General features: G+C 66.3%; 19 protein-coding genes and 1 tRNA gene. 7 read left to right on the top strand and 13 right to left on the bottom strand.

Features of this window, described 5'->3' with window-relative positions:
• Window positions 1-5: 5 nt before the first annotated feature.
• The 7 genes from IM760_RS07360 to IM760_RS07330 are packed head-to-tail and all read right to left on the bottom strand — an operon-like array spanning window position 6 to window position 6,008.
• Window positions 6-368 (bottom strand): DUF488 domain-containing protein, encoded by a 363-nt coding sequence (locus IM760_RS07360; RefSeq protein WP_204427978.1) that lies wholly within the window; start codon window positions 366-368, stop codon window positions 6-8.
• A 29-nt stretch (window positions 369-397) separates the two neighbouring features.
• Window positions 398-1,399, bottom strand: a complete 1,002-nt coding sequence (locus tag IM760_RS07355; protein ID WP_204427977.1) for an NAD(P)H-dependent flavin oxidoreductase — start codon at window positions 1,397-1,399, stop codon at window positions 398-400.
• Entirely contained in the window at window positions 1,393-1,773 is a 381-nt protein-coding gene (locus IM760_RS07350; protein ID WP_204427976.1) for a hypothetical protein, read from the bottom strand. Before IM760_RS07350 ends, IM760_RS07355 begins: the two co-directional genes overlap by 7 nt.
• 2 nt (window positions 1,774-1,775) lie before the next feature.
• Entirely contained in the window at window positions 1,776-2,189 is a 414-nt protein-coding gene (locus IM760_RS07345; RefSeq protein ID WP_204427975.1) for a DsrE/DsrF/TusD sulfur relay family protein, read from the bottom strand.
• A 17-nt stretch (window positions 2,190-2,206) separates the two neighbouring features.
• Window positions 2,207-2,533, bottom strand: coding sequence for a DsrE family protein (locus IM760_RS07340; RefSeq protein ID WP_204427974.1), 327 nt, complete (start codon window positions 2,531-2,533; stop codon window positions 2,207-2,209).
• A gap of 14 nt (window positions 2,534-2,547) precedes the next feature.
• Window positions 2,548-4,248, bottom strand: a complete 1,701-nt coding sequence (locus IM760_RS07335; RefSeq protein ID WP_204427972.1) for an NADPH-dependent assimilatory sulfite reductase hemoprotein subunit — start codon at window positions 4,246-4,248, stop codon at window positions 2,548-2,550.
• Window positions 4,249-4,256: 8 nt separating this feature from the next.
• The gene (locus IM760_RS07330) at window positions 4,257-6,008 is read right to left on the bottom strand and encodes a diflavin oxidoreductase (protein ID WP_204427971.1); all 1,752 of its coding nucleotides are present in this window, start codon (window positions 6,006-6,008) and stop codon (window positions 4,257-4,259) included.
• 105 nt (window positions 6,009-6,113) lie between these two features.
• Between IM760_RS07330 and IM760_RS07325 the strand changes: the two genes are divergently transcribed.
• The 3 genes from IM760_RS07325 (at window position 6,114) to IM760_RS07315 (ending at window position 9,277) form a co-directional block, all read left to right on the top strand.
• Window positions 6,114-6,989: a LysR family transcriptional regulator gene (locus IM760_RS07325; protein ID WP_204427970.1), complete on the top strand. Its 876-nt coding sequence runs from the start codon at window positions 6,114-6,116 to the stop codon at window positions 6,987-6,989.
• A gap of 77 nt (window positions 6,990-7,066) precedes the next feature.
• On the top strand, window positions 7,067-7,387 hold the full coding sequence (gene sugE / locus IM760_RS07320; RefSeq protein WP_204427969.1) for a quaternary ammonium compound efflux SMR transporter SugE: 321 nt from the start codon (window positions 7,067-7,069) through the stop codon (window positions 7,385-7,387).
• Between the two features lie 60 nt (window positions 7,388-7,447).
• Complete coding sequence (locus tag IM760_RS07315) at window positions 7,448-9,277, top strand: chloride channel protein (RefSeq protein WP_338021378.1); 1,830 nt, start codon at window positions 7,448-7,450, stop codon at window positions 9,275-9,277.
• 8 nt (window positions 9,278-9,285) lie between these two features.
• On the opposite strand, the gene IM760_RS07310 is transcribed toward IM760_RS07315, so the two are convergent.
• Complete coding sequence (locus tag IM760_RS07310) at window positions 9,286-9,711, bottom strand: Rrf2 family transcriptional regulator (RefSeq protein WP_204427967.1); 426 nt, start codon at window positions 9,709-9,711, stop codon at window positions 9,286-9,288.
• A gap of 80 nt (window positions 9,712-9,791) precedes the next feature.
• Between IM760_RS07310 and hmpA the strand changes: the two genes are divergently transcribed.
• Window positions 9,792-11,003, top strand: a complete 1,212-nt coding sequence (gene hmpA / locus IM760_RS07305; RefSeq protein ID WP_204427966.1) for an NO-inducible flavohemoprotein — start codon at window positions 9,792-9,794, stop codon at window positions 11,001-11,003.
• A 24-nt stretch (window positions 11,004-11,027) separates the two neighbouring features.
• Here hmpA and IM760_RS07300 read toward each other — a convergent pair.
• From IM760_RS07300 to IM760_RS07280, 5 genes are all read right to left on the bottom strand, one after another.
• A tRNA-Thr gene (locus tag IM760_RS07300) sits at window positions 11,028-11,103 on the bottom strand.
• Window positions 11,104-11,181: 78 nt separating this feature from the next.
• Complete coding sequence (gene msrB / locus IM760_RS07295) at window positions 11,182-11,607, bottom strand: peptide-methionine (R)-S-oxide reductase MsrB (RefSeq protein ID WP_204427965.1); 426 nt, start codon at window positions 11,605-11,607, stop codon at window positions 11,182-11,184.
• A 28-nt stretch (window positions 11,608-11,635) separates the two neighbouring features.
• Window positions 11,636-12,256: a peptide-methionine (S)-S-oxide reductase MsrA gene (gene msrA, locus IM760_RS07290; protein ID WP_204427963.1), complete on the bottom strand. Its 621-nt coding sequence runs from the start codon at window positions 12,254-12,256 to the stop codon at window positions 11,636-11,638.
• A 100-nt stretch (window positions 12,257-12,356) separates the two neighbouring features.
• Complete coding sequence (locus IM760_RS07285) at window positions 12,357-12,968, bottom strand: hypothetical protein (RefSeq protein WP_204427961.1); 612 nt, start codon at window positions 12,966-12,968, stop codon at window positions 12,357-12,359.
• A gap of 102 nt (window positions 12,969-13,070) precedes the next feature.
• On the bottom strand, window positions 13,071-15,092 hold the full coding sequence (locus IM760_RS07280) for a neutral/alkaline non-lysosomal ceramidase N-terminal domain-containing protein (RefSeq protein ID WP_204427959.1): 2,022 nt from the start codon (window positions 15,090-15,092) through the stop codon (window positions 13,071-13,073).
• Between the two features lie 251 nt (window positions 15,093-15,343).
• On the opposite strand from IM760_RS07280, the gene IM760_RS07275 reads away from it, so the two are divergent.
• The 3 genes from IM760_RS07275 (at window position 15,344) to IM760_RS07265 (ending at window position 20,118) form a co-directional block, all read left to right on the top strand.
• Complete coding sequence (locus IM760_RS07275) at window positions 15,344-16,435, top strand: OmpA family protein (protein ID WP_204427957.1); 1,092 nt, start codon at window positions 15,344-15,346, stop codon at window positions 16,433-16,435.
• An 11-nt stretch (window positions 16,436-16,446) separates the two neighbouring features.
• Window positions 16,447-17,868, top strand: coding sequence for a thrombospondin type 3 repeat-containing protein (locus tag IM760_RS07270; RefSeq protein WP_204427956.1), 1,422 nt, complete (start codon window positions 16,447-16,449; stop codon window positions 17,866-17,868).
• 171 nt (window positions 17,869-18,039) lie between these two features.
• On the top strand, window positions 18,040-20,118 hold the full coding sequence (locus tag IM760_RS07265) for a transporter substrate-binding domain-containing protein (RefSeq protein WP_204427955.1): 2,079 nt from the start codon (window positions 18,040-18,042) through the stop codon (window positions 20,116-20,118).
• Window positions 20,119-20,121: the final 3 nt, after the last annotated feature.

The raw sequence follows: 20,121 nt of genomic DNA, 5'->3' as shown, positions 1-20,121 counted from the left end.
GGGCGCTACGACTCGCCCAGGAGGAACATCCGAAGCGCCACCGCATTGTTGTGTTCACGGTCGCGGGCGGCGAACAGCAGGGTCAGCACGCGGCCGTCACAGGCGGCCAGCAGGCTGTCCACCTCGTCCGGTCGCTGACGCAGTTCGGCGTGGAATTTCTGGTAGAACGCCGCCCAGCGGGCCGGATCGTGGCCAAACCATTTGCGCAGCTCGGTGGAGGGCGCCAGGTTCTTGCGCCAATCGTCGGCTTTCAGGACCTCTTTTTTGATGCCGCGGGGCCAGATCCGGTCCACCAGCACGCGGTAGCCGTCAGACGGTTCCGCCGGATCCTGGACACGTTTGCACTGAATGCGAGAGGGCTGTTTCATGGGATCTCCTGATACACAGTAGCGGGATATCAGAGCGCCGGCTGAAGTCGGCGAATAGTGGCGAGAGCCTCCCGAACAATCTGTTCGACACGCTCGCCGGCGGTGTCGATCCGGTTGATGGTGCCGCACGACTGGCCGGCGTACAGCGCCATGTCGTCGAGCTCGCCGGTGGCGTCGGCGAGGGGCGAGTCGGTGGAAAACAGATAGACCGGCTGACCGTCCTGTTCGCCGATGATCTCGCTGATTCCGTTGCGTTTCAAATCGTCGTACTCACCCCGGGTGACCCGGTTGTTCAGTACCCGCACTGGCGCGGCCTCGTGCCAGTTGCGGTCGAACAGGCGGGTACGCACGGTGTCCTCGCCCCGGGCCTTGATCAGACGAAGTTTGTGGTGGTCGTGGGCATTGGCTTCGTGGGTGGCCAAAAACGCGCTGCCCAGGCTCGCCCCCTGGGCACCGAGCGCAAGCGCGGCCGCCAGCCCCCGTCCGCCGCCGATGCCGCCGGAGGCGACCAGTGGCACCGGGCTCCACGGCACCAGCTCGGTGAGCAGACCGAAAGTGGTCATGGTGCCGCGCACATGACCGCCGGCTTCCAGGCCCTGAGCGATCAGAATGTCGGCGCCGGCGCTCACGGCCTCTTCGGCATCGGCGCGACCTCCGATTTGGTGAATAACGCCCAGCCCGGCTGCTTTCAGCCGGCGCACCAGCACGGTATCCACGTCCCAGAACAGCACTACCCACGGCACCTGCAGGTCCAGGCAGGCAGCGACCTGTTCGTCCAGTCGCGCGGAGTCCGTCGCGGCGGGAATCAGATTGACGGCGAAGCGCTCGATGCCGGCATTTCGCAGCGCCTGGACCTCGGCCCGGATGCGCTGGGCCGGCTCACGGACCATGCCCAGCACACCGAAGCCCCCGGCTCGGGACACGGCGGCGGCCAGCCGGTACCGGGCCACTCCGCCCATCCCGGCCAGAAGGATCGGCCAGCGACATCCCAGCAGATCGCACAGGGGCCTGTGCAGTGAAGGGCCTACCATTGCCAGACTTGGTCCACTTGTTCGTACAGCCCCGGCAGCGCATGACGAGCGATGGGACGGACACCCCCTTGTAAAGGCAATTGGCCGAGACCGCGCTCTTCCAGATCCTCCTGAACCGCGTAAACCGGCACGCCGCTCGCGACCAGCTCGGCGATATCGCGGGGCAGCTCCGCCGGCTGGGTCTGCCGCCACTGGCCCAACGTCAGCGCCGGCTGCCGACGGCGCAGCACCGCGTAATGCACGGCATGGCCACTGAGCAGCACCGTCAGATTGCCACCGGCGCCACGCATCGAGCGGGTCAGCCACAGAATGGTGTCGTCCTGTTCCTCGGTGGTGGTGCGGTAGGCCTGATCGATCACCTGCAGTACGTTCATGATTACCTCGTGCCAATGGTCAGGGTGTTGCGTGCCTCGCTGGCGTAGCGCCACAGGTCAGGCGGACCGCCACGGCCACAGCCGTCGATAACGTCGTTGACACCGCGCTCGTCCACGCACAAGCCGCAGTTGATCCACTCGAAGCCGATCCTTCTTGCCTGTGCTTTCTCCTGCAGCGCCTGGATCCAGTCCTTGGTGAGTGGGTGCGCTTCCTCGCCGCTATCGCGGCCATGCACGGCGTTGCCGTGCGGCTGCTGATGGGCGAAAGCCAGCGCTACCGCGCCCTCGTAGGCGAATACCCGGACCCCCACGTCGCGATCCAGGGCGGCGTCGAGAAGCCGGAAGAAGGTAATGGTGCGTTCGCTTTCAAACGGGGGCTCCATGAAAGCGAAGGTCAGGATACGGTCATGGCTCATTTGCGCTCTCCTTGGATTCAGTGCCAGATAACTTTGCCGCGCGCGAGCATCGCATCAATGATGATGTGCAGGTCGGACAGGCCGACGCGGTCCTTGAGATCGTCTTCTTCCAGTTCCCGTTGTGCCAGGGAAAAGGCATCGGCATAAACCGGTACGCCGCCGTCCAGCAACCGGTCGAGCCCCTCACCGAGGGCGCCGCGGCGGGCCGGTGTGACACCGTTCTGAACCAGCAGAACGGAGACGTCATGACCGGCGTCGTGCAGTTGCCCGATCAGTTCGAACTGATGACGGGTCCGCTGTTCGGTAAAAGGGTCCTGACTTTGAATGAACAGATACTTGGACATGGAGAACTCCGGTTTCAGGAAGAAGAGGTCAACGACACCGGGCAGTCGGCGAGTAATTCCCGACGCAGCAGAAAATCACCGAAGTGTTCGTCGTCGTGCCGGTCGTGGGCGAACCGCTCCAAGAGCGGCGCGAGCAGATCCAGAAAGCGCGCCTCGTCCACATTGCCCGCATACAGAAGCGCGAGGCGGTCACCGTTAAAGCTGCCGCCGAGATAGAGGTTGTAGAGGCCGGGCGCCCGACCGGTCAGCGCGATCTCGCCAAGATAGGGCCGCGCGCAGCCGTTGGGGCAACCGGTCAGTCGCAGTGAAATCGGCACCGCGGCAAGCCCGTACTGGCTCTTGAGTCGCTGGAACAAATCCAGCAGGCGGGGGGTGTAGCGCTCCGCCTCGGCCATGGCCAGACCGCAGGTGGGCAGTGCCACGCAGCTCAGGGTGTGAGCCGCCTGGAGGTCCGGCGTCAGGCGCCAGGATAAACCGAGGTCATCCAGACGCCATTGGAGTGATTCCCGTTCGTGATCCTCGACGTGCGTCAACTGCAGGTTCTGATTGGTGGTCAGCCGCAGGCGGCCGCCGTATTGTTCCAACAGACCGCTGATCCGGGCTCTCAGCGCATCGTCGATGCGCCCGCTTTCGATATAGAGCGTGGCGTGCCACAGATCATCGTCGCCCTGGTGCCAGCCGAGCCGATCGCCGTTATGGTCAAAGCGCTGTGGCCGGGCCGGCGCCAGCGGATGCCCCCAACGGGTCGCCAGCTCATCGAGAAACCAGGGCAGGCCCAGGCGATCCAGGGTGTACTTGAAACGCGCCCGGTGACGGTCCTTGCGATCACCGAAGTCCCGCTGAATCGACATCACCGTTTCGCTGAACCGGGGGGCGTCGTCGGCGTCGATAAAGCCGATTTCCTCCGCCAGCCGGGGATAACTGTCGTCGCGATTGTCCAACTGCCCCATGCCGCCGCCCACGCACACATTGAAACCGAGCAGTTCCCCGCGATCGACCACCGCGATCAGGCCCAGGTCCTGGCCGTACACATCGATGTCGTTGACCGGCGGCAGGGCGTAGCCGACCTTGAACTTGCGCGGCAGGTAGAGCTCGCCGTAGACCGGTTCCTCATGCTCGACGCGGGCGCCGGCTTCCTGATACCAGATCTCCGGGTAGGCGCGGGTTTTCGGAATCAACCGGTCGCTGGTGGCGCGTGCCAGTTCAGCCACCCGACGGTGGGCGCGGGACAGAAAGGGGTTGGCGCCACACACCACGCCGCGGCTGTCGTCACCGCAGGCGGCGATGGTGTCCAGGCCAATGTCGCGCAGACCACGCATCAATGCGCGCAGGGCCGGCTTGCGCACTCCGTGCAGCTGCACCGTCTGACGGGTGGTGATGCGGATGCCCCGCTCGGCGTAGCGCCGCGACAGGTCGTCGAGACCCCACCATTGTTGTTTGGTCAGCAGGCCGCCGGGAATACGCAGGCGCACCATGAACTGATAGATCGGCTCCAGATGGCGACGCCGCCGCGCCGCCCGCTGATCCCGATCATCCTGCTGATAGATTCCGTGAAACTTCATCAGCAGCGGATCCTCGCCCGGCACCGCCCCGGTGAGGGTGTCCTCCAGGCCTTCGGCGATGGTGCCACGCAGATGACGACTGCGAGCCTTCAGTTGCTCGTTGTCGTGCAAGGTGTCCAACGGCTGGCTCAGATCGCGATCACGCTGGATCATGTCGCCTCCTAATAAAGGTTTCGATGAAGGCGTCTGGCCTTCGAGAGTTGCTTCCAGTGGCCGGCTCCGAGGTGTGCGTCCACCGCCTCGCGCAGTCGCGCCTCGGTGTCGCCGAGCCGGTCCTTGTCACCGCAGAAATAGAGATGGGCATCCCGGTTCAGCCAATCGAAAAGCTGCCCGGCCCGGGCCAGCAGCGGGTCGGCCAGGTCGCGGTCCGGCTGATCCGCGTGGAACACCGTGTCGACGCGTTCGAGCACGCCCCGGGCGTGGGCGTCCTGGAACGTCAGTTGATAGAGAAAGTCTTCCTCGAACCGCTGCTCGGCGAACACCAGCCAGCACGGCGCCGGTCGGCCGCTGGCCGCCAGATGCTGTACGAAGGCGCGGTAGGGAGCGATGCCGGTTCCCTCGGCGATCAGAATCAACGGCGCGCGCGGATCCGAGGGGAGCTGAAAGCGCGCGTTGCGGTGCGGATACAGACGCACCGGGTCCCCGGGTTGCAGGTTCAGCAAGTAACGGGAGGCGATGCCGGTTTCCAGGCGACCCTCGAATGGATAGCGGAACAATTTGGCGGTCAGATGCAGCGCATCGCTTTCCACGTCCAGGCTGTTCGCCAGGTCGTAGAGCCGCGGCTGAAGGGGCCGGAGCGCGTCCACCAGGGCGGCGGCCTCGGGCCGGGCCGGGTAATGATGCAGGATGTCCAGCACCTGATGACGGCGCAGGAAAGCGCGCTGATCGCGGGCGCCGTTTTCCAGCACACGTCGCAGCCCGGCGTCGCCGCTCAGTCCGGCCCAGTATTCCAGGAAGCGGCTTCCCGGCAGGGTCAGGTCGCGGTGTTGCCTGAGGGCTTCGACCAGGGGGCGCGCCTGGCCGTCCACCGTCACCGGCTGTTCCGCGGACAGGCCGCTGGCGTCCAGAACGGCGGCCACCAGTTCCGGAGGGTTGTCGGCCAGAATACCCACCGCATCGCCGGGGGCCGCCGGAAAATCCGCCACATCCAGGGCCAGCTCCAGATGATGGATGGGGCTGGCCCGGTCCGACGCGCTGAGACATTGGTTGACCAGGACCTCCGTTTCCAAGGGCGTCTGTTTGTCGTAGGCCGGGCGGGCCGGCACCGGGGTGGCGGGTGCCTTGGACACGGTGGCGCCTTTCGGGCGGGGAAGCGATGCCAACACCCTGGTCAGCCACTGGCGGGCCGGGGTTTCGAAATCCACGTCGCATTCCTGCCGCTCGATCAGCCGCTGGCCACCCAGCGCTTCCAGCCGCGCGTCCAGGGTCCGACCGGCGGTGCAGAAATGCTCGTAGGTACTGTCGCCCAGTGCCAGGACGGCAAAGCGCACTCCGTCCAGCTTCGGCGCGGTGTCGTCCGCCAGTTCCTCGAAAAACGACAAGGCCGGCTCCGGGGGCTCGCCGTCGCCGTGGGTGGCGGTAATCACCACCAGATAAGCGCGCCGTGCCAACTGGCGGACGCGCACCCGTTCAAGGTTCTGCAGATCCGAGGCAATGCCCGCCTGGTCGCAGAGCGCCTTCAGACGCTCCGCGAGGTGGCGGCTGTTGTCGGTCTCCGTGCCATAGGCGATCAGGACGGCCGGACCGGTGGTGGGGGCCGGGTCGGCGGGTGCGGCGTCGCCGGGGTCGATCCGCTGGCCCGCCAGATAACCGCTCAACCACAGGGCCTGGCGAGGATCGAGATCCTCCAGGAGAGCGTGGATACGCTGCCATTGTGTTTCCGAGAAGGGGTGCGCCAACCCGTGGGCGGTCATCGCGGCCTCCGTCCGATGAGTGAACGGGCGGCAGTATGCCGGGCTGAATTGGTGACGAATAATGAAATACAATGCGCTTTCACTTTAAAGATATTGATACAAATCATGGATATTGAGCTGGCCCGCACTTTTCTGGAGATCGTTCGCTCCGGCAGTTTCATGGCGGCGGCGGAGCGTCTGCACGTCACCCAGACCACAGTCACCGCCCGTGTCCACAACCTGGAAGGGCAACTCGGCTGCCGGCTGTTCGTGCGCAATCGCAGCGGCGCGCGCCTGACCCTGAATGGCGAACAGTTCGCCGGCCATGCCAGCCAGCTGGTACGAACCTGGGACGCCGCGCGGCGGTCGCTGCCGCTGCCAGAGGGCGCGGGGCGCACGGTGACCCTGGGCGCGGAGATCAGCCTCTGGAATCCCTGGTTGCTGGATTGGCTGGTGGCGCTGCGCGAGGCGTCCCCGGACGCCGCCGTTCGCGCCGAAGTCGGGGAGCGGGCCACTCTGAATGAAAAGCTGGAGCAGGGGGTGCTGGACGCGGCGCTGGTTCACCAGCCGGATTACTGGCCGGGCATGCAGGTCGAGCAGCTGATGGAGGAAAAGCTGATTTTGGTGCGCGCCGCGCACACCGCCTCGCCCTATGTGTATGTGGATTGGGGCGCGGACTTCCGACGTCAGCACGACAGTGCCTGGCCGGAGCGGGCGCGGGCGGGCGTCAGTATCGACCTCGGTCCCCTGGCGTTGCGCTATATTCTCCGGTACGGGGGGAGCGGCTATTTCCGCACCCGGGTGGCGCAGCCTTACCTGGAGAGCGGTGAACTGCGGCGGGAAGACACGGCGCCGGAATTCAGTTACCCGGTTTACCTGATCTACGGCAGGCAACAGCAATCCCCGGTGATGGCCAGGGTGATCGACACCTTGCGGACGCTGGTGAATGGCGACGGCGCGACCCCGAAGCAAGAGACACCACTGGATGTGCCCGACCGGTGACCTATAATGGCGCGCGCGGGGACGACCCCGCGTTGGCCGACTCACCGGGGACGGCCCCGGATGTTCAAGGTTTTATCATGTCCTGGTTGGTACTTTTCATCGCCGGCTTGTTCGAAGTCGCCTGGGCCGTCGGGCTCAAATACACCGAGGGGTTCACCCGTCCGTTACCGACCGTCGCCACGCTTCTGGCGATGGGCATCAGCATGGGGTTGCTGGGACTCGCCATGAGAGAGCTGCCCGTCGGCACCGCCTACGCGGTGTGGACGGGAATCGGCGCGATCGGCACGGTGACGCTCGGCATCGTGCTGTTCGGCGATTCCGCCAGTCCTGCCCGTCTGTTTTGCCTGCTGCTTATTTTTATCGGCCTGGCGGGCCTGAAGATTCTCTCCCCGTCTTAGGGGCCATGGTGCCAGGCCGCCCGGGCGTCCCTGGCTGTATGCATTGTCAAGGAGATGCTGGTGACCCACATCAGTTCGTCCAATCCGATTCCCGTCTCTCCCGCCCTGGCGGAAAATAATCCGCCGGCCAGTCTGCCCCCGGGGGGCGGTGAAAGCCGGGGACGCTTGCTTTGGGTCTGTGCCCTGGCGGTGATGCTGGGTTTGCTGGCCGGGCCGGTGGCGAAGTTATTGCTGATGCTGATCGATCTCTTTACGCAGCTGTTCTTTTTCGCACGGCTATCCTTTGCGCCGGCCACGCCAGTGGATCATGGCCTGGGGGGATGGGTGATCGCGGTGCCGGTGCTGGGTGGGCTGGTCATCGGTCTGATGGCCCGCTGGGGCGCCAAGGCGATCCGGGGACACGGGATCCCCGAGGCCATGGAACAAGTGCTGACCAACGAAAGCCGGATTCCCGCCCGTATTACCTTTTGGAAGCCGCTGTCGTCGGCCATTTCCATTGGCAGCGGTGGACCGTTCGGCGCGGAAGGACCGATCATCGCCACCGGCGGCGCTCTGGGGTCATTGCTGGGGCAGCTCCTGCACATCAGCGCGTCGGAGCGGAAGATTTTATTGGCGGCTGGCGCCGCGGCCGGCATGGCCGCGGTGTTCTCCGCGCCGGTGTCGGCGGTTCTGCTGGCCGTGGAGTTGTTGCTGTTTGAGTTCCGGGGTCGCTCGATGGTGCCGGTGGCGCTTGCGGCGGTCACCGCCACCGGTGTTCGCTACGTCCTGCTTGGCACCGGGGCGGTATTTTCCATGGCCGCGATTGCGCCGGCCGTACCCTCCGCACTGGCGATGTATGCGGCGTTAGGCCTGTTGATGGGCGTGCTGAGCGTGGCGGTGACGCGAATATTGTATTGGATCGAGGATGGCTTCGAGCGTTTGCCCGTGCACTGGATGTGGTGGCCGGCGCTGGGAGGCCTGGCGGTGGGCCTGGCGGGCTACGTGGAGCCTCGGGTGTTAGGGGTCGGCTATGAGCTCATCCAGTCAATTCTGAACGTCAAATTGGCGGTCGGCACGCTGGCGTTCTTGTGTTTGATGAAGTTTCTTGCCTGGTCGATTGCGCTGGGCAGCGGCACGTCGGGCGGAACGCTGGCGCCGCTGTTCATTATTGGCGGCGCCCTGGGCGCCTGCCTGGGCTTGCTGATATCCGAAGCGCTACCGGGCTGGGGCGTCGACCCCGGGTTGGCGGCCCTGGTCGGTATGGCGGCCATGTTCGCGGGCGCCTCGCGGGCGTTCTTGACGTCCGTGGTGTTCGCCATTGAGGTGACCCATCAACCGAACGCTCTGCTGCCGTTGCTGGCCGGCTGTGCCATGGCTTATCTGTTGTCCACGCTGTGCATGCGGACCACCATCATGACCGAGAAGATTACCCGGCGCGGCGTGATGGTTCCGGCGGAATATGACGCCGACCCTCTGGCGCAAATTACCGTGGAGCAGGTGTACAGCCGGTCGCCGGTGAGTCTGTCCCGGGCACAGAGCCTGGCGCGGGTTCGCGCCTGGTTGCTGGAGGACAGCGTGCAAAGCCATCATCAGGGCTTTCCGGTGACCGACGAAACCGGTCATCTGCGTGGCGTACTGACGCGCCGGGATCTGATGGCTCTGGAGATCGGCGGCGATACGCCGGTAGGCGATCTGATACGGCGGGCGCCCTTGGTGGTTACGCCCGAACACACCCTGAGAGAGGCCGCGGACCATATGGTGCGTTATGACGTGGGCCGCTTGGTGGTGGTATCCGGGGACCGGCCCGACCAGCTGATCGGCATGCTGACACGCAGCGATATTCTCAAAGCCCGCCGGCGTCGCCTCGAAGAAGGAGACCGCCGCCCGGGCGGGCTGATGAAAGCACGCTGACTCTCCGCCTAGCGCAGCAGGCGCCGCAGGTCGTCGCCGTTGTCCACCAGGTCCGCCAAGGTATAGCGATCCAGTTCGCGGAGAAAGGCTTCCTGGGCCTTGACCAGTGCCCGCTTGAGCAGGCAGGCCGGGTCGATCGGGCATTGGGAAGCCGGGCCAAAACATTCCAGAAGCCGGAGATTCTCCGTCTCGCGCACCACCTCACCAACACCGATCTCTGGCGCTGGCCTGGCCAGCGCCAGACCGCCGCCACGGCCGCGCACGCTCTTGATGTGCCCGGTCTGAACCAGTGTTTGGGCCACCTTGGCCACGTGATTCGCCGAGATGCCATACGCCATCGCGACCTTTTGAACCGTCGCGGGCGCGGCGTCCTTTGGCAGCGCGAGATAGATCAATAACCTCAGCGCGTAGTCGGTGTGGGTTGTCAGTTGCATGGGGCCTTGACCGTTTTTAAACAGGTATATAGTATTCCTGTTTAAAACAGGCATGTAAAATACCTCTTTGGAGACACACTATGCTCACACCCGGCCAGCTCACCGCGATTCAACGAACCGTTCCCATCCTGCAGGAGCATGGGGAGGCGCTGACCCGCCATTTCTATCAGCGCATGTTCCAGCACAACCCGGAGGTCCGCGGCTTCTTCAATCCGGCGCACCAACACTCCGGTCAGCAACAGCGCGCGCTGGCCGGGGCCATCTGCGCCTACGCCCAACACATCAATGATCCCTCGGCGCTGGCCGGGGCGGTGGAGTTGATCGCCCAGAAGCACGTGTCCCTGGGTATCCGGCCCGAGCACTATCCCATCGTCGGGGAGAACCTTCTTGCCTCGATCAGGGAAGTGCTCGGGCTGGCCGAGGACGATCCGATCCTGGACGCCTGGGCGGTCGCCTACGGCGCGCTCGCCGATCTCTTTATTCAGCGCGAAGCGGCGATCTATCAGGAGCAACGTGAACGCGCCGGTTGGAACGGCTTCAAACGCTTCGTGGTCAGCCGCCGGGAAGCGGCCAGCGACAACATCGTGTCGTTGTATCTCAAGCCCGCGGACGATGCGCCGTTGCCGGCGCACAGAGCCGGCCAGTATGTGACGCTGAGGGTCGTGCTGCCGGGTGGCGAAGCGATCATGCGCAACTACAGCCTCTCCAACGAACCGGGCGCGGACTGCTACCGCATCAGTGTGAAGCGGGAAGGGGGCGAGGGGACGCCGCCGGGAGTGTGCTCCCACCATCTGCACGAACGGGTGCGCGTGGGGGACCGGGTCGAAGTGAGCCCGCCCTGTGGTGATTTCACGCTGGCGGCGCCCGGCGCCCGGCCGTTGGTGCTGATCGCCGGCGGCGTGGGTATCACGCCGATACTTTCCATGGCGCACGAAGCGCTGGCGGCTGCGCCGGAACGAACGGTGTGGCTGATCCAGGGCGCGCTGAATGGTCTCGTGCATCCGTTCGCCGATGAGATCGCCCAGCTGAAACGTCGTTATCCCGGCCTGCGCGTTCATGTTCGCTATAGCGAGCCGCTGCCGGAGGACCGGCTCAATGCCGCCCACGACGGCGAGGGTCTGATCGACGAGGCGCTGCTGGATGAACTGTTGGGCAGGGAAAAGGCGGAGTACTACTTCTGCGGTCCCACACCCATGCTGCGGCATCTGTGCCGGCTGCTGGCGCGCCGGGGCGTACCGCCGGAGGATATCCATTACGAATTCTTCGGTCCGGCGCAGTCGCTGGCCGCCTGAAGAAGTCGTTCGGAAGGGGAAGAATGGTGCCGGAAAGAGGAATCGAACCTCCGACCTACTGATTACGAATCAGTTGCTCTACCGACTGAGCTATTCCGGCACGCCCCCGCCCGGACGGGCGAGGCGGGCTAGTTTAGCAGGACCGCCCGCCGAGACAAGCCCGGCGGGTGGTCATCGTTCAGTCGCCGGCTTCGAACACCAGTGACGCGGAGTTCAGGCAGTAGCGCAGGCCGGTGGGCGGCGGGCCGTCGGGGAACACGTGGCCCAGGTGGCCGTCGCAGCGCGCGCAGCGGATCTCGGTGCGGACCATGCCGTGGCTGTCGTCGCGCAGTTCCTTGACGTGTTCCGGGTCCACCGGCTGATAGAAGCTGGGCCAGCCGGTGCCGGATTCGAATTTCTCGTCGGAGCGGAACAGCGGCAGGTGGCACAGCTTGCACAGGTAGGTGCCGCTTTCCTTGTTGTCGAGCAGGCCGCCGCAGAACGGCGGTTCAGTGCCCTGGTTGAGCAGGATGCGGCGCTCCTCGGCGGTGAGGCCGGCGGCGCGCTGTTGTTTTTCGGCGTCGGTGAGCGGCGTCAGGTCATGGCCGCTGGCGGACGTATTCATGGGCGGACCTCTTGATTCAATGAGTCGTTCAGGGTTTCAGCAGGTCGGGAAAGGCGGCGTGAAGCTTGTCCAGCTTGGGCCGGGCCACGTGCTGAATGTACGGCTGGTTGGGGTTACGCCGGGCGAAGTCCTGGTGGTAGTCCTCCGCCGGGTAGAACGGGTGGCCGGTTTCGATGGTGGTGACGATGGGCGCGGTGAAGGCGCCGGCGTTGTCGAGCTGGGCGATGTAGGCGCGGGCCACGCGCTCCTGGTCGGCGTCCACGGGAAAGATGGCGGAGCGGTACTGGGGGCCGCGGTCGTTGCCCTGGCGGTCTTTCTGGGTGGGGTCGTGGGCCACCGAGAAGAACAGTTTGAGCAGCTCGCCAAAACCGATGCGGGCCGGGTCGTAGGTGATTTCCACCGCTTCCGCGTGGCCGGTGCGGCCGCCGCACACCGCTTCGTAGTGGGCGCTGTCGGCGCTGCCGCCGGCGTAACCGGAGACCACGCTGCTGACGCCGTCCAGGGCGGCGTACACCGCCTCCACGCACCAGAAGCAGCCGCCGGCCAGGATGGCGCGGCCGCTGTCGCGGTCGGCGGGCAGCGGATCGGCCGGGTCGGGGAACCGGTCCGGGTGCATCGCCAGGGACGTTCCGGGAATCACGGCTTTCATGGTACCTCCATTCGCACGGGCATTGGCGCGCGGCATCGCGCGGCACGTCCTGATGGGTGGGGGCACCGGCCCCGGGTATCAATCCCGGGCCGGGCGGGCGTCAGGGCAACAGGCCGTTCTGGCGCAGGCTGTCGCGCAGGGCGCGACACTGGCTCTTGGCGATGGCGGCCTGGTCGTTGGCTTCGTGGGTGCGGGCGATGCCGTACCACAGGGAGGCGCCGGTGCCGTCCATCAGATAGGCGGGGAAGCGGTCCTCGGTGTCTTCCAGGGGCGCCCGCGGGATGCGCTGGCCGTCCAGGCCCAGGCGCCAGGTGGGCTGCACCTCGGTGTCCTGGTTGAGCGGGTTGAGTTCCCGGTCGCCGGGCAGATTGGGGGCCGACATCAGCAGCCGGGTCAGGTCCACCAGCAGGATACGGTCGGCCCCGTGCTCGCCGGCCCAGTCGCTCAGCGCCTGGCGGCCATCTTCGTCCCAGAACGGTACCTCCTGGTGGGCCAGGCGCACGGTGACGCCGGTGCGGGCAAAAATCGGCCGGCAGGTCAGCTCCCAGGTTTCGCGGGTGTCGCTTTCCGGGCTCTGGGCGGCCAGCAGCAGGGAGGTGGCCGGCGGCGGCGGGGTATCGGTGACGGTGCGGGTGGTGACCTGGGTGGTGCTGGCGCAGCCGGCCAGGGCCGCCGCCGCGAGGACGGTCAGGGGGAAAAACAGAGCCCTCATGGACGATCTCCTATCAATAAGGCGCCAGTGTAGCAGCGCGCCCGCCGCTGTCACCGGATGACGCCGCAAATCCCGCCGGAAAGAGCACCCGCGCCAAAAAAATCAGGGAAAGGCCGGCGAGGTCAATGCGGGCGCCCGGGCGCCGGCCCGTACTTCCAATTGAAAGCGGCCCGCGGGGGCCGGCGGCGGATGGTACCAGCGCACCTCGTAGAGCGCGCCCTGGTCGTCCTGGTCGATCAGGCGCAGGGCCAGATCGCCGCTCTCGTCGTCGATCACCGGCGCGCGGTCGTCGGCCCGGGTGATGCGCAGCAACGGCTGGTCCAGCGCCAGGGCGCCGGGGGGCTCGCCGTGGAAGCGCCACGCCCAGTAGGCACCTTTCTCGCCCTCCGGTTCCTGGAAACGGGCCGGTTGCCGCCACTGCCGGGCCCAGCGGCGGTCGGCGGGGGCATTGGGCCAGTAGTCGTGGCGCAGCAGGTCGAAGTCGGCGCGGGCCGGCAGCTCGTCCACCTGGCCGGCGGCGAACAGGTCGCCGCCCAGCCGGGCGCTCTGGGCGGCGAGAAAGTCCAGGGTGTGGGGGCCGTACAGCGTGTGGCCGCCCTCGTAGTACTGGGCGCCGTACTCCTCCGGGGTCACCGCGTAGCCGAAGAAGCCATTGGCCAGGCTGGAGATCTCCACCCGCCAGGGACGGCCCTCCGGCAGCGCCTCCAACACCGCGCCACGGATGCGATTGCCGCTTTCCAGGGTGATTTCCCAGGGCAGGGGCACCAGCACCAGATCGTTGACGCGCAGCACCTGGAACAGGGCGCGGTGGGGGAAGGCCTCCGGCGCCAGCAGCAGCTGCGCCTTGGACAGCATCCACTGCTTGGCGCCCTGACAGCCGTCGGTGAACCAGCGCCGTGGCCAGCCCTCCTGGAGGAACGGCAGATAGGACACCGGAAACACTTCGTCGCCGTTGGCGGCGCCGGCCACCGACGCGCCCACCACCGGCCGGGCGCACAGGCCGTGGCGCTGCGGGTCGCTGAGCGTCAGCAGGTCCAGCTGCCGGGCGCCGGCGGCGGTGACCAGGCGCGGGGAAAGCGTCCCGTCCAGGGACTGGAACAGGTCGGCGGCCTGTTCGCCCAGGGCGGTGCCGATGCGCCGGGCCTCCAGGTCGCCGCGGTGGTCCGGGTGCCAGGCCGGGTTGTTGTCGGCGTGGGTGGCCTGCACCGCGCCGTGCACGAAGGGCCAGGGCAGGTCGCCGGCGGCGAAGCGGCGTCCGGGGCCCCGCGCCAGCCAGTGCCAGACGTCGGCGTGGTAGGGGCCGGTGAAGGCGGGGATGGCGGTGCCGTGCACGGAAAACAGGGTCAGGGCCCCGGCCGGGTAGTAACGGCCGTCGTCCGCCTGCAGGTCGATGCGCAGCTGGGTCATGCGCGGGTTCACCGCGCCCAGGGCGGTGTTGCCGTCCACGCGCTCCGGGTCCAGGTGGTGATTGCGCGCCCAGGCCTGGGGGGAACGGTTGCGGGTCAGTCCCCACACGTCCCGGCCGCCCACCGCCAGACGGGCCGGGCGGCGGCCCTGGTAGGCCCGGGTCACCGCCCGGGCGATGCGGTCGGCGAGAAAATCGAACAGCGCCGGGTCGAAGCCCGGCCGGTTGCCGCCAAACACATTATAGAAGTCGCTGCCCAGGTACTGGCCGGGCCCGGAATGGGTGTGGGTGACCAGCAGACTGAGCCCGTGGGCGGGCACGTCGGTGGCGGCGGCGATGCGCTCCGCCACCGCGTAGTGCAGCGGCAGGGAGCCGGCACCCAGGTCCAGCTGCACCAGGGCCAGCGGCGTGCCGCCCGGGCCGTGCAGATAAAAGGCACGGGCCTTGAGCCGGGTACGCAGGCCGTCGCCGTCCGCCGCCCAGGCGGAGTAGCCGAATTTGGGCAGGCCGATGGCCGGCGTGATGTCCACCTCCGCGACGCCGGCCAGGGCCACGTCGGAAGGGGACGCGGGTCGCGGCGCCGGCACCTCGAAGCGCAGCGCCTCGCGGGGATAGAACAGAAACGGCCAGGCGGTGTGCAGCAGGGCGCCGCCGGCAAGCAGCAGCAGGGTCAGCAGAGCCAGCCCCAGGGGGCGGCGGAATCGGCGGCGGGAGGACATCAGGGGCGGATCCTTTTATTTTTGCACGAACGTACCACTTTGGAGTGGCGCCCACAACACAAAGGCGGTGCTTCGGTGACGGTGGTACAGAGCGGATACAAAACGACACCGCCGGGACAAGTTGTGCAAAAGCAGAGCGAAGTTCTCAACACTAATCCTACTGGAAGTCACCGGAAGTCTGTTTTTTTTAAGCCCTCCGACTATTCCAATGCTTGCAGTGTAATCCGTTGATACCCGAGGGGGGTAACACCATGAAAGCAAGCTTGAAATTGTCCCCGCTGGTAATGGCCGTGGGGCTGGCGATGCAGCCGGCTCTGGCGGAAGAGCATTACGAAGAGGATGTGAACACGCGCCAGTACGTGGGGGGCTTCGGCTCCTACGTGGATCTGGACGAGGACCGCCAGTATGACGACGATGCCGCCGGTTACAGCGTCTTTTACGGTCGTCAGCTGTCCGATCACTTCTGGTGGGAGACCGAATTCGGCTTCTACAAGATGGATCCGGGTATCCCCAACACCCAGGATTTCTATCAGTATCACCTGACCACCGGTCTGGCCTACGCCTTCGGTGACCGTACCGGCTTCACCCCGTACGCCATCGTCACCGTGGGCGCCATCGACCAGGAAGTGCTGCCCGACGAGGACCAGGACACCAACTTCGGCGCCACCGCCGGTCTCGGCGCGGTCACCGGCCCGGTGTTCGACAACGGTCTGAAATTCCGTGGCGACGTGCGCTATGTGTACGACGACTTCGACGGCGCCGGCCCGGCCCGTGGCGACGGCGCCTTCGGCGACGTGCGGCTGTCCCTGGGCGTGGAATTCCCGCTCGGTTACACCAAGGTCATCACCAAGGAAAAAGTGGTGGTGGAGACCCGTGAAGTGCGCGTCCAGCCCAAACCGGCCGTGGATTCCGACGGCGACGGCGTGCCGGACGATCGCGATCAGTGCCCCAACACCCTGCAGGGTGGCCAGGTGGACGCCAAGGGCTGCTTGATCGCCAACCAGACCGTCACCCTCAGCAACATCAACTTTGAATTCGATTCCGCCCGTCTGACCGCCGGTTCCGAATCCACCCTGGACCGGATCGCCGATTCCCTGAAAGCACAGACCGACTTCCGCGTGGAAGTGGCCGGCCACACCGACAGCGTCGGCAACGCCGACTACAACGAGGAGCTGTCCCGTCAGCGTGCCGAAGCGGTGCGTCAGTATCTGGTGATGCGCGGCGTCGACGCCGACCGTGTTACCGCCCGGGGCTACGGTGAACTGGATCCGGTCGCCAGCAACGACAATGAATCCGGCCGTGCCATGAACCGCCGCGTTGAATTCCGCGTTACCGAGAAGTGAGGAGAACCCACATGTTGAAATTCAGAAACCTGACCATGCTGGTCCTGCTCGCCGTGCTCGGCGCCGGGATCTATGGTTGCAACGCCAGCGATAGCGACGGCGGCGGTGGCGGCGGCGGCAACCCGACGCCGAACGCGCCTGAAGACCAGGACAACGACGGCATTCCCGACGATCAGGACAACTGCCCGGCGGTGCCCAACAACAGCCAGCTGGACCAGGACCAGGACGGCATCGGCGATGCCTGCGACGATGACATCGACGACGACGGCGTCGACAACGAGGACGATAACTGTCCGCGCGTGGTCAACCCGGATCAGACCGACACCGACAACGACGGCATCGGCGACGCCTGCGACAACAACATCGACCAGGACGACGACGGTATCGAGGACAACGAGGACAACTGTCCGGCGGTCCCCAACCCGAACCAGTCCGACATTGATGGCGACGGCATCGGTGACGTGTGCGACAACGACATCGACGACGACGGCATCCAGAACGACAACGACAACTGCCCCTACGTGGCCAACTTCGACCAGCTCGACACCGACGGCGACGGCACCGGCGACGCCTGTGACGGCGACACCGACGGTGACGGCGTGCCCAACCAGGACGACAACTGCCTGCTGATCCCCAACCCGGACCAGGAAGACCTGGACGGTGACAACGTGGGCGACGTGTGCGACGACGACACCGACGGCGACGGCGTGGACAACGTGGACGACGAGTGCCCGCGTACCCCCGGCCCGGCCATCAACAACGGCTGCCCGGTGGACGACACCCAGGATCAGGACGACGACGGCGTGCCGGACGATATCGACAACTGCCCGACCATCGCCAACGCCGACCAGGCCGACGCGGACGGTGACGGCATCGGCGATGTGTGCGACACCGACGGCTTCACCTGTAACGACACCAGCACCTATCAGCCCCTGCTGAGCCCGGACTACGAGGGCAATGGGGGTTCCCTCGGGGTCGCCATCGCCAGTGTGGACAACCCGGAATACCTGACCGACGACGTGGAGCAGAACTTCGCCGAGCTGAACGTCTCCGCCGCGCTGATCTATGGCGGTGCGCAGATCAGCGCCGACGCCGCCGACCCGGGCAATGACATCACCGGCATCAACCGCATCGGTGTCGTGATCTCCGATCCGGCCTCGTCCCTGCTCAGCCTGGGCCTGCTGGGCAACTTCCTGACCCTGCGCCTGATCGACGATGGTGAAGTGGTACAGAGCTTCACCGTGGATGGCGGTCTGCTGGATCTGGAACTGCTGGGCCTGTCCCTGAACAGCGACCAGCGCTTCCTGTCCGCCGAAGTGGACACCAGCGCCACCACCTTCGACAGCGTGGAACTGGAGTACGCCGGTTTCCTGAACGTCAACGACAGCCTGCGCATCCACCGGGTGTGCGCCGGCAACACGCCGGCACCTTGATCTTCCTTCTCTGATCAGGCAGATCATGGGGCGCCTTCGGGCGCCCTTTTTTTTTCGCCCCCGTTTTTTGTCCGGCCGCCTCGTCCTCGCCCCGGTTTCACGCCCGCCATTTAACAATTCGCCGACGGTCATCCTTTTCGGTTAGATTGGTGCGCAGGAGGGATCGATGGCATGACCTACCACCCCGTGACCGCCACGCTGCTGGCGGTGCTCACGCTTGTGCTGCTGGCCGGTTGTGGCCAGGGGCCGGACTATACCGAAACCGGCGATTTGGAGGCCCTGCAGGAGCGGGGCGTGCTGCGCCTGGCGGCGCCGCGCTTCGACGAGGAGCAGGCGCTGGTACGCGAAGGCGTGCCCCTGCAGGAGTTCCGCGAGCAGGCGGAGGCCGCCGCCGAGGCCCTGGGGCTGGAACCGCGCTGGGTGTACACCGACGGCACCGGGGAGCTGGCGGACCTGCTCAACGAGGGCCGCGCGGACATGATCGTCAGCAACTATTCGGTCACCGAGGCCCGCGGCGAGGCGGTGGCGTTCTGCACGCCGGTGGCGGTGATCGACGAGTACCTGGTGGTGCCCGACAGCCGCGAGGGCGACGACCTGGCCGCCCTCGGCGCCATGACCCTGGCGGTCCCGGAGGGCACCGCCTACGCGGAGACCGCGGAGGAACTGGCGGGGCGCTTCGACACCATCAAGGTGGAGACCCTGCCCGGCGACACCTCCGACGCCGGCCTGCTGGAGGCGGTGGCGGAGGGGCGCTACGGCGCCACCATCGTCGACGGCAACATGCTCGAGAGCCTGTTGCTGGATTACGACGGCCTGCGCCGCGGACCGGTGGTCAAGGAGCGCCGCCGCATCGCCTGGGCGGTGCGCCAGGACAATCCGGTACTGCGCGCGGCGATCAATGAATTCATCGTCAGCCATCATGTGAGCGCCTCGGTGCAGACCCGGGTGCAGCGCGACTGGGCCGCCATCAAGGAGGAAGGCGTGCTGCGCGTGATCACCTCCAACAACCCGGCCAGCTACTTCCTGTGGCGCGGTGAGCTGATGGGCTTCGATTACGATCTGATCCGCCATTTCGCCAAGCAGCACGGCCTGCGGGTGCGCATGGTGGTGCGCAACAGCGCCTCGGAGATGTTCCAGGCCCTGGAGGACGGCGCCGGTGACGTGATCGCCGCCTCCATGACGGTCACCGAGGAGCGGCGCCGCGCCGGCTGGCATTTCAGCAAGCGCTATCTGGAAGTCCACGAGCAGATCATCGGTCCCGCCGATGAAGAGCCGCTGGAATCGGTGGAAGCGTTGGCCGGACGCACCGTGGCGGTGGCCGCCGACAGCGCCTTCGTGGACTCCCTGGAGCGGCTGCGCGAGCGTGGCATCGACGTGACCGTGCGCCGGGAGGAGGGCGCCACCTCGGAAATGCTGATTCAGCAGGTGGCCGACGGCGAGCTGGATCTGACCCTGGTGGACAGCCACCTGGCGGCCCTGGAAAGCACCTACCGGGACGACATCCAGCCGCTCTGGACCCTGGAGGGCGAGCGCGACATCGCCTGGGGGCTGCGCGCCAACCAGCCCGGCCTCAAGAAGCAACTGGATGCCTACATCAGCCGGCACTACAAGGGCCTGTTCTACAACGTCACTTTCAATCGCTATTTCAAGGAGCCCAAGACCATCCGCCTGCACGAGGAATACCGGGTGGAGGCGGGCAAGGAAATCTCCCCCTACGACGATCTGGTCAAGGAATACGCGTTGAAGTACGGCTTCGACTGGCGTCTGGTGGTGTCGCAGATGTATCAGGAAAGCCGCTTCAATCCGGACGCCCGCTCCTTCGCCGGCGCCCAGGGACTGATGCAGGTGATGCCGCGCACCGCCCGCCAGTTCGGTTTCAGCGACCCCCACGATCCGGAGCAGGGCATCGCCGCCGGCATGGCCTATCTGCAATGGCTGGAGGACCGTTTCCCGCAGCGGCTGGAGCTGGCTCAGAAACTGTACTTCGGGCTGGCCGCTTACAACGCCGGGGCCGGCCATGTGGAGGACGCCCGGCGGCTGGCCCAGCGGCTCGGCAAGGACCCGGACGTCTGGTTCGACAATGTGGAAACCGCCATGCTGCTGCTCTCGCGCCCGCAATACGCCCGCCAGGCCCGGTTCGGTTATGTGCGCGGTTCCGAGCCGGTGAAATACGTGCGCGAGATTCGCAACCGGTATCTGGGCTACGTGGAGTTCACGGTGGAGAACAATATCTCCGCGCAGCCGGAATGAGAG

Origin of the sequence: Alloalcanivorax marinus (assembly GCF_016906305.1) — a bacterium.
Classification (GTDB): domain Bacteria; phylum Pseudomonadota; class Gammaproteobacteria; order Pseudomonadales; family Alcanivoracaceae; genus Alloalcanivorax; species Alloalcanivorax marinus.
The sequence above is the reverse complement of the archived record's forward strand: the minus strand, read 5'-3'. Positions and strand labels throughout refer to the sequence as shown.

Coding starts and splice junctions, on each gene's coding strand:
- IM760_RS07285 (WP_204427961.1), bottom strand. CDS start 12,968: ATGAGGGCTCTGTTTTTCCCCCTGACCGTCCTCGCGGCGGCGGCCCTG.
- IM760_RS07280 (WP_204427959.1), bottom strand. CDS start 15,092: ATGTCCTCCCGCCGCCGATTCCGCCGCCCCCTGGGGCTGGCTCTGCTG.
- sugE (WP_204427969.1), top strand. CDS start 7,067: ATGTCCTGGTTGGTACTTTTCATCGCCGGCTTGTTCGAAGTCGCCTGG.
- IM760_RS07310 (WP_204427967.1), bottom strand. CDS start 9,711: ATGCAACTGACAACCCACACCGACTACGCGCTGAGGTTATTGATCTAT.
- msrA (WP_204427963.1), bottom strand. CDS start 12,256: ATGAAAGCCGTGATTCCCGGAACGTCCCTGGCGATGCACCCGGACCGG.
- IM760_RS07275 (WP_204427957.1), top strand. CDS start 15,344: ATGAAAGCAAGCTTGAAATTGTCCCCGCTGGTAATGGCCGTGGGGCTG.
- IM760_RS07270 (WP_204427956.1), top strand. CDS start 16,447: ATGTTGAAATTCAGAAACCTGACCATGCTGGTCCTGCTCGCCGTGCTC.
- IM760_RS07355 (WP_204427977.1), bottom strand. CDS start 1,399: ATGGTAGGCCCTTCACTGCACAGGCCCCTGTGCGATCTGCTGGGATGT.
- IM760_RS07345 (WP_204427975.1), bottom strand. CDS start 2,189: ATGAGCCATGACCGTATCCTGACCTTCGCTTTCATGGAGCCCCCGTTT.
- IM760_RS07265 (WP_204427955.1), top strand. CDS start 18,040: ATGACCTACCACCCCGTGACCGCCACGCTGCTGGCGGTGCTCACGCTT.
- IM760_RS07340 (WP_204427974.1), bottom strand. CDS start 2,533: ATGTCCAAGTATCTGTTCATTCAAAGTCAGGACCCTTTTACCGAACAG.
- hmpA (WP_204427966.1), top strand. CDS start 9,792: ATGCTCACACCCGGCCAGCTCACCGCGATTCAACGAACCGTTCCCATC.
- IM760_RS07325 (WP_204427970.1), top strand. CDS start 6,114: ATGGATATTGAGCTGGCCCGCACTTTTCTGGAGATCGTTCGCTCCGGC.
- IM760_RS07335 (WP_204427972.1), bottom strand. CDS start 4,248: ATGATCCAGCGTGATCGCGATCTGAGCCAGCCGTTGGACACCTTGCAC.
- IM760_RS07330 (WP_204427971.1), bottom strand. CDS start 6,008: ATGACCGCCCACGGGTTGGCGCACCCCTTCTCGGAAACACAATGGCAG.
- IM760_RS07360 (WP_204427978.1), bottom strand. CDS start 368: ATGAAACAGCCCTCTCGCATTCAGTGCAAACGTGTCCAGGATCCGGCG.
- IM760_RS07350 (WP_204427976.1), bottom strand. CDS start 1,773: ATGAACGTACTGCAGGTGATCGATCAGGCCTACCGCACCACCACCGAG.
- msrB (WP_204427965.1), bottom strand. CDS start 11,607: ATGAATACGTCCGCCAGCGGCCATGACCTGACGCCGCTCACCGACGCC.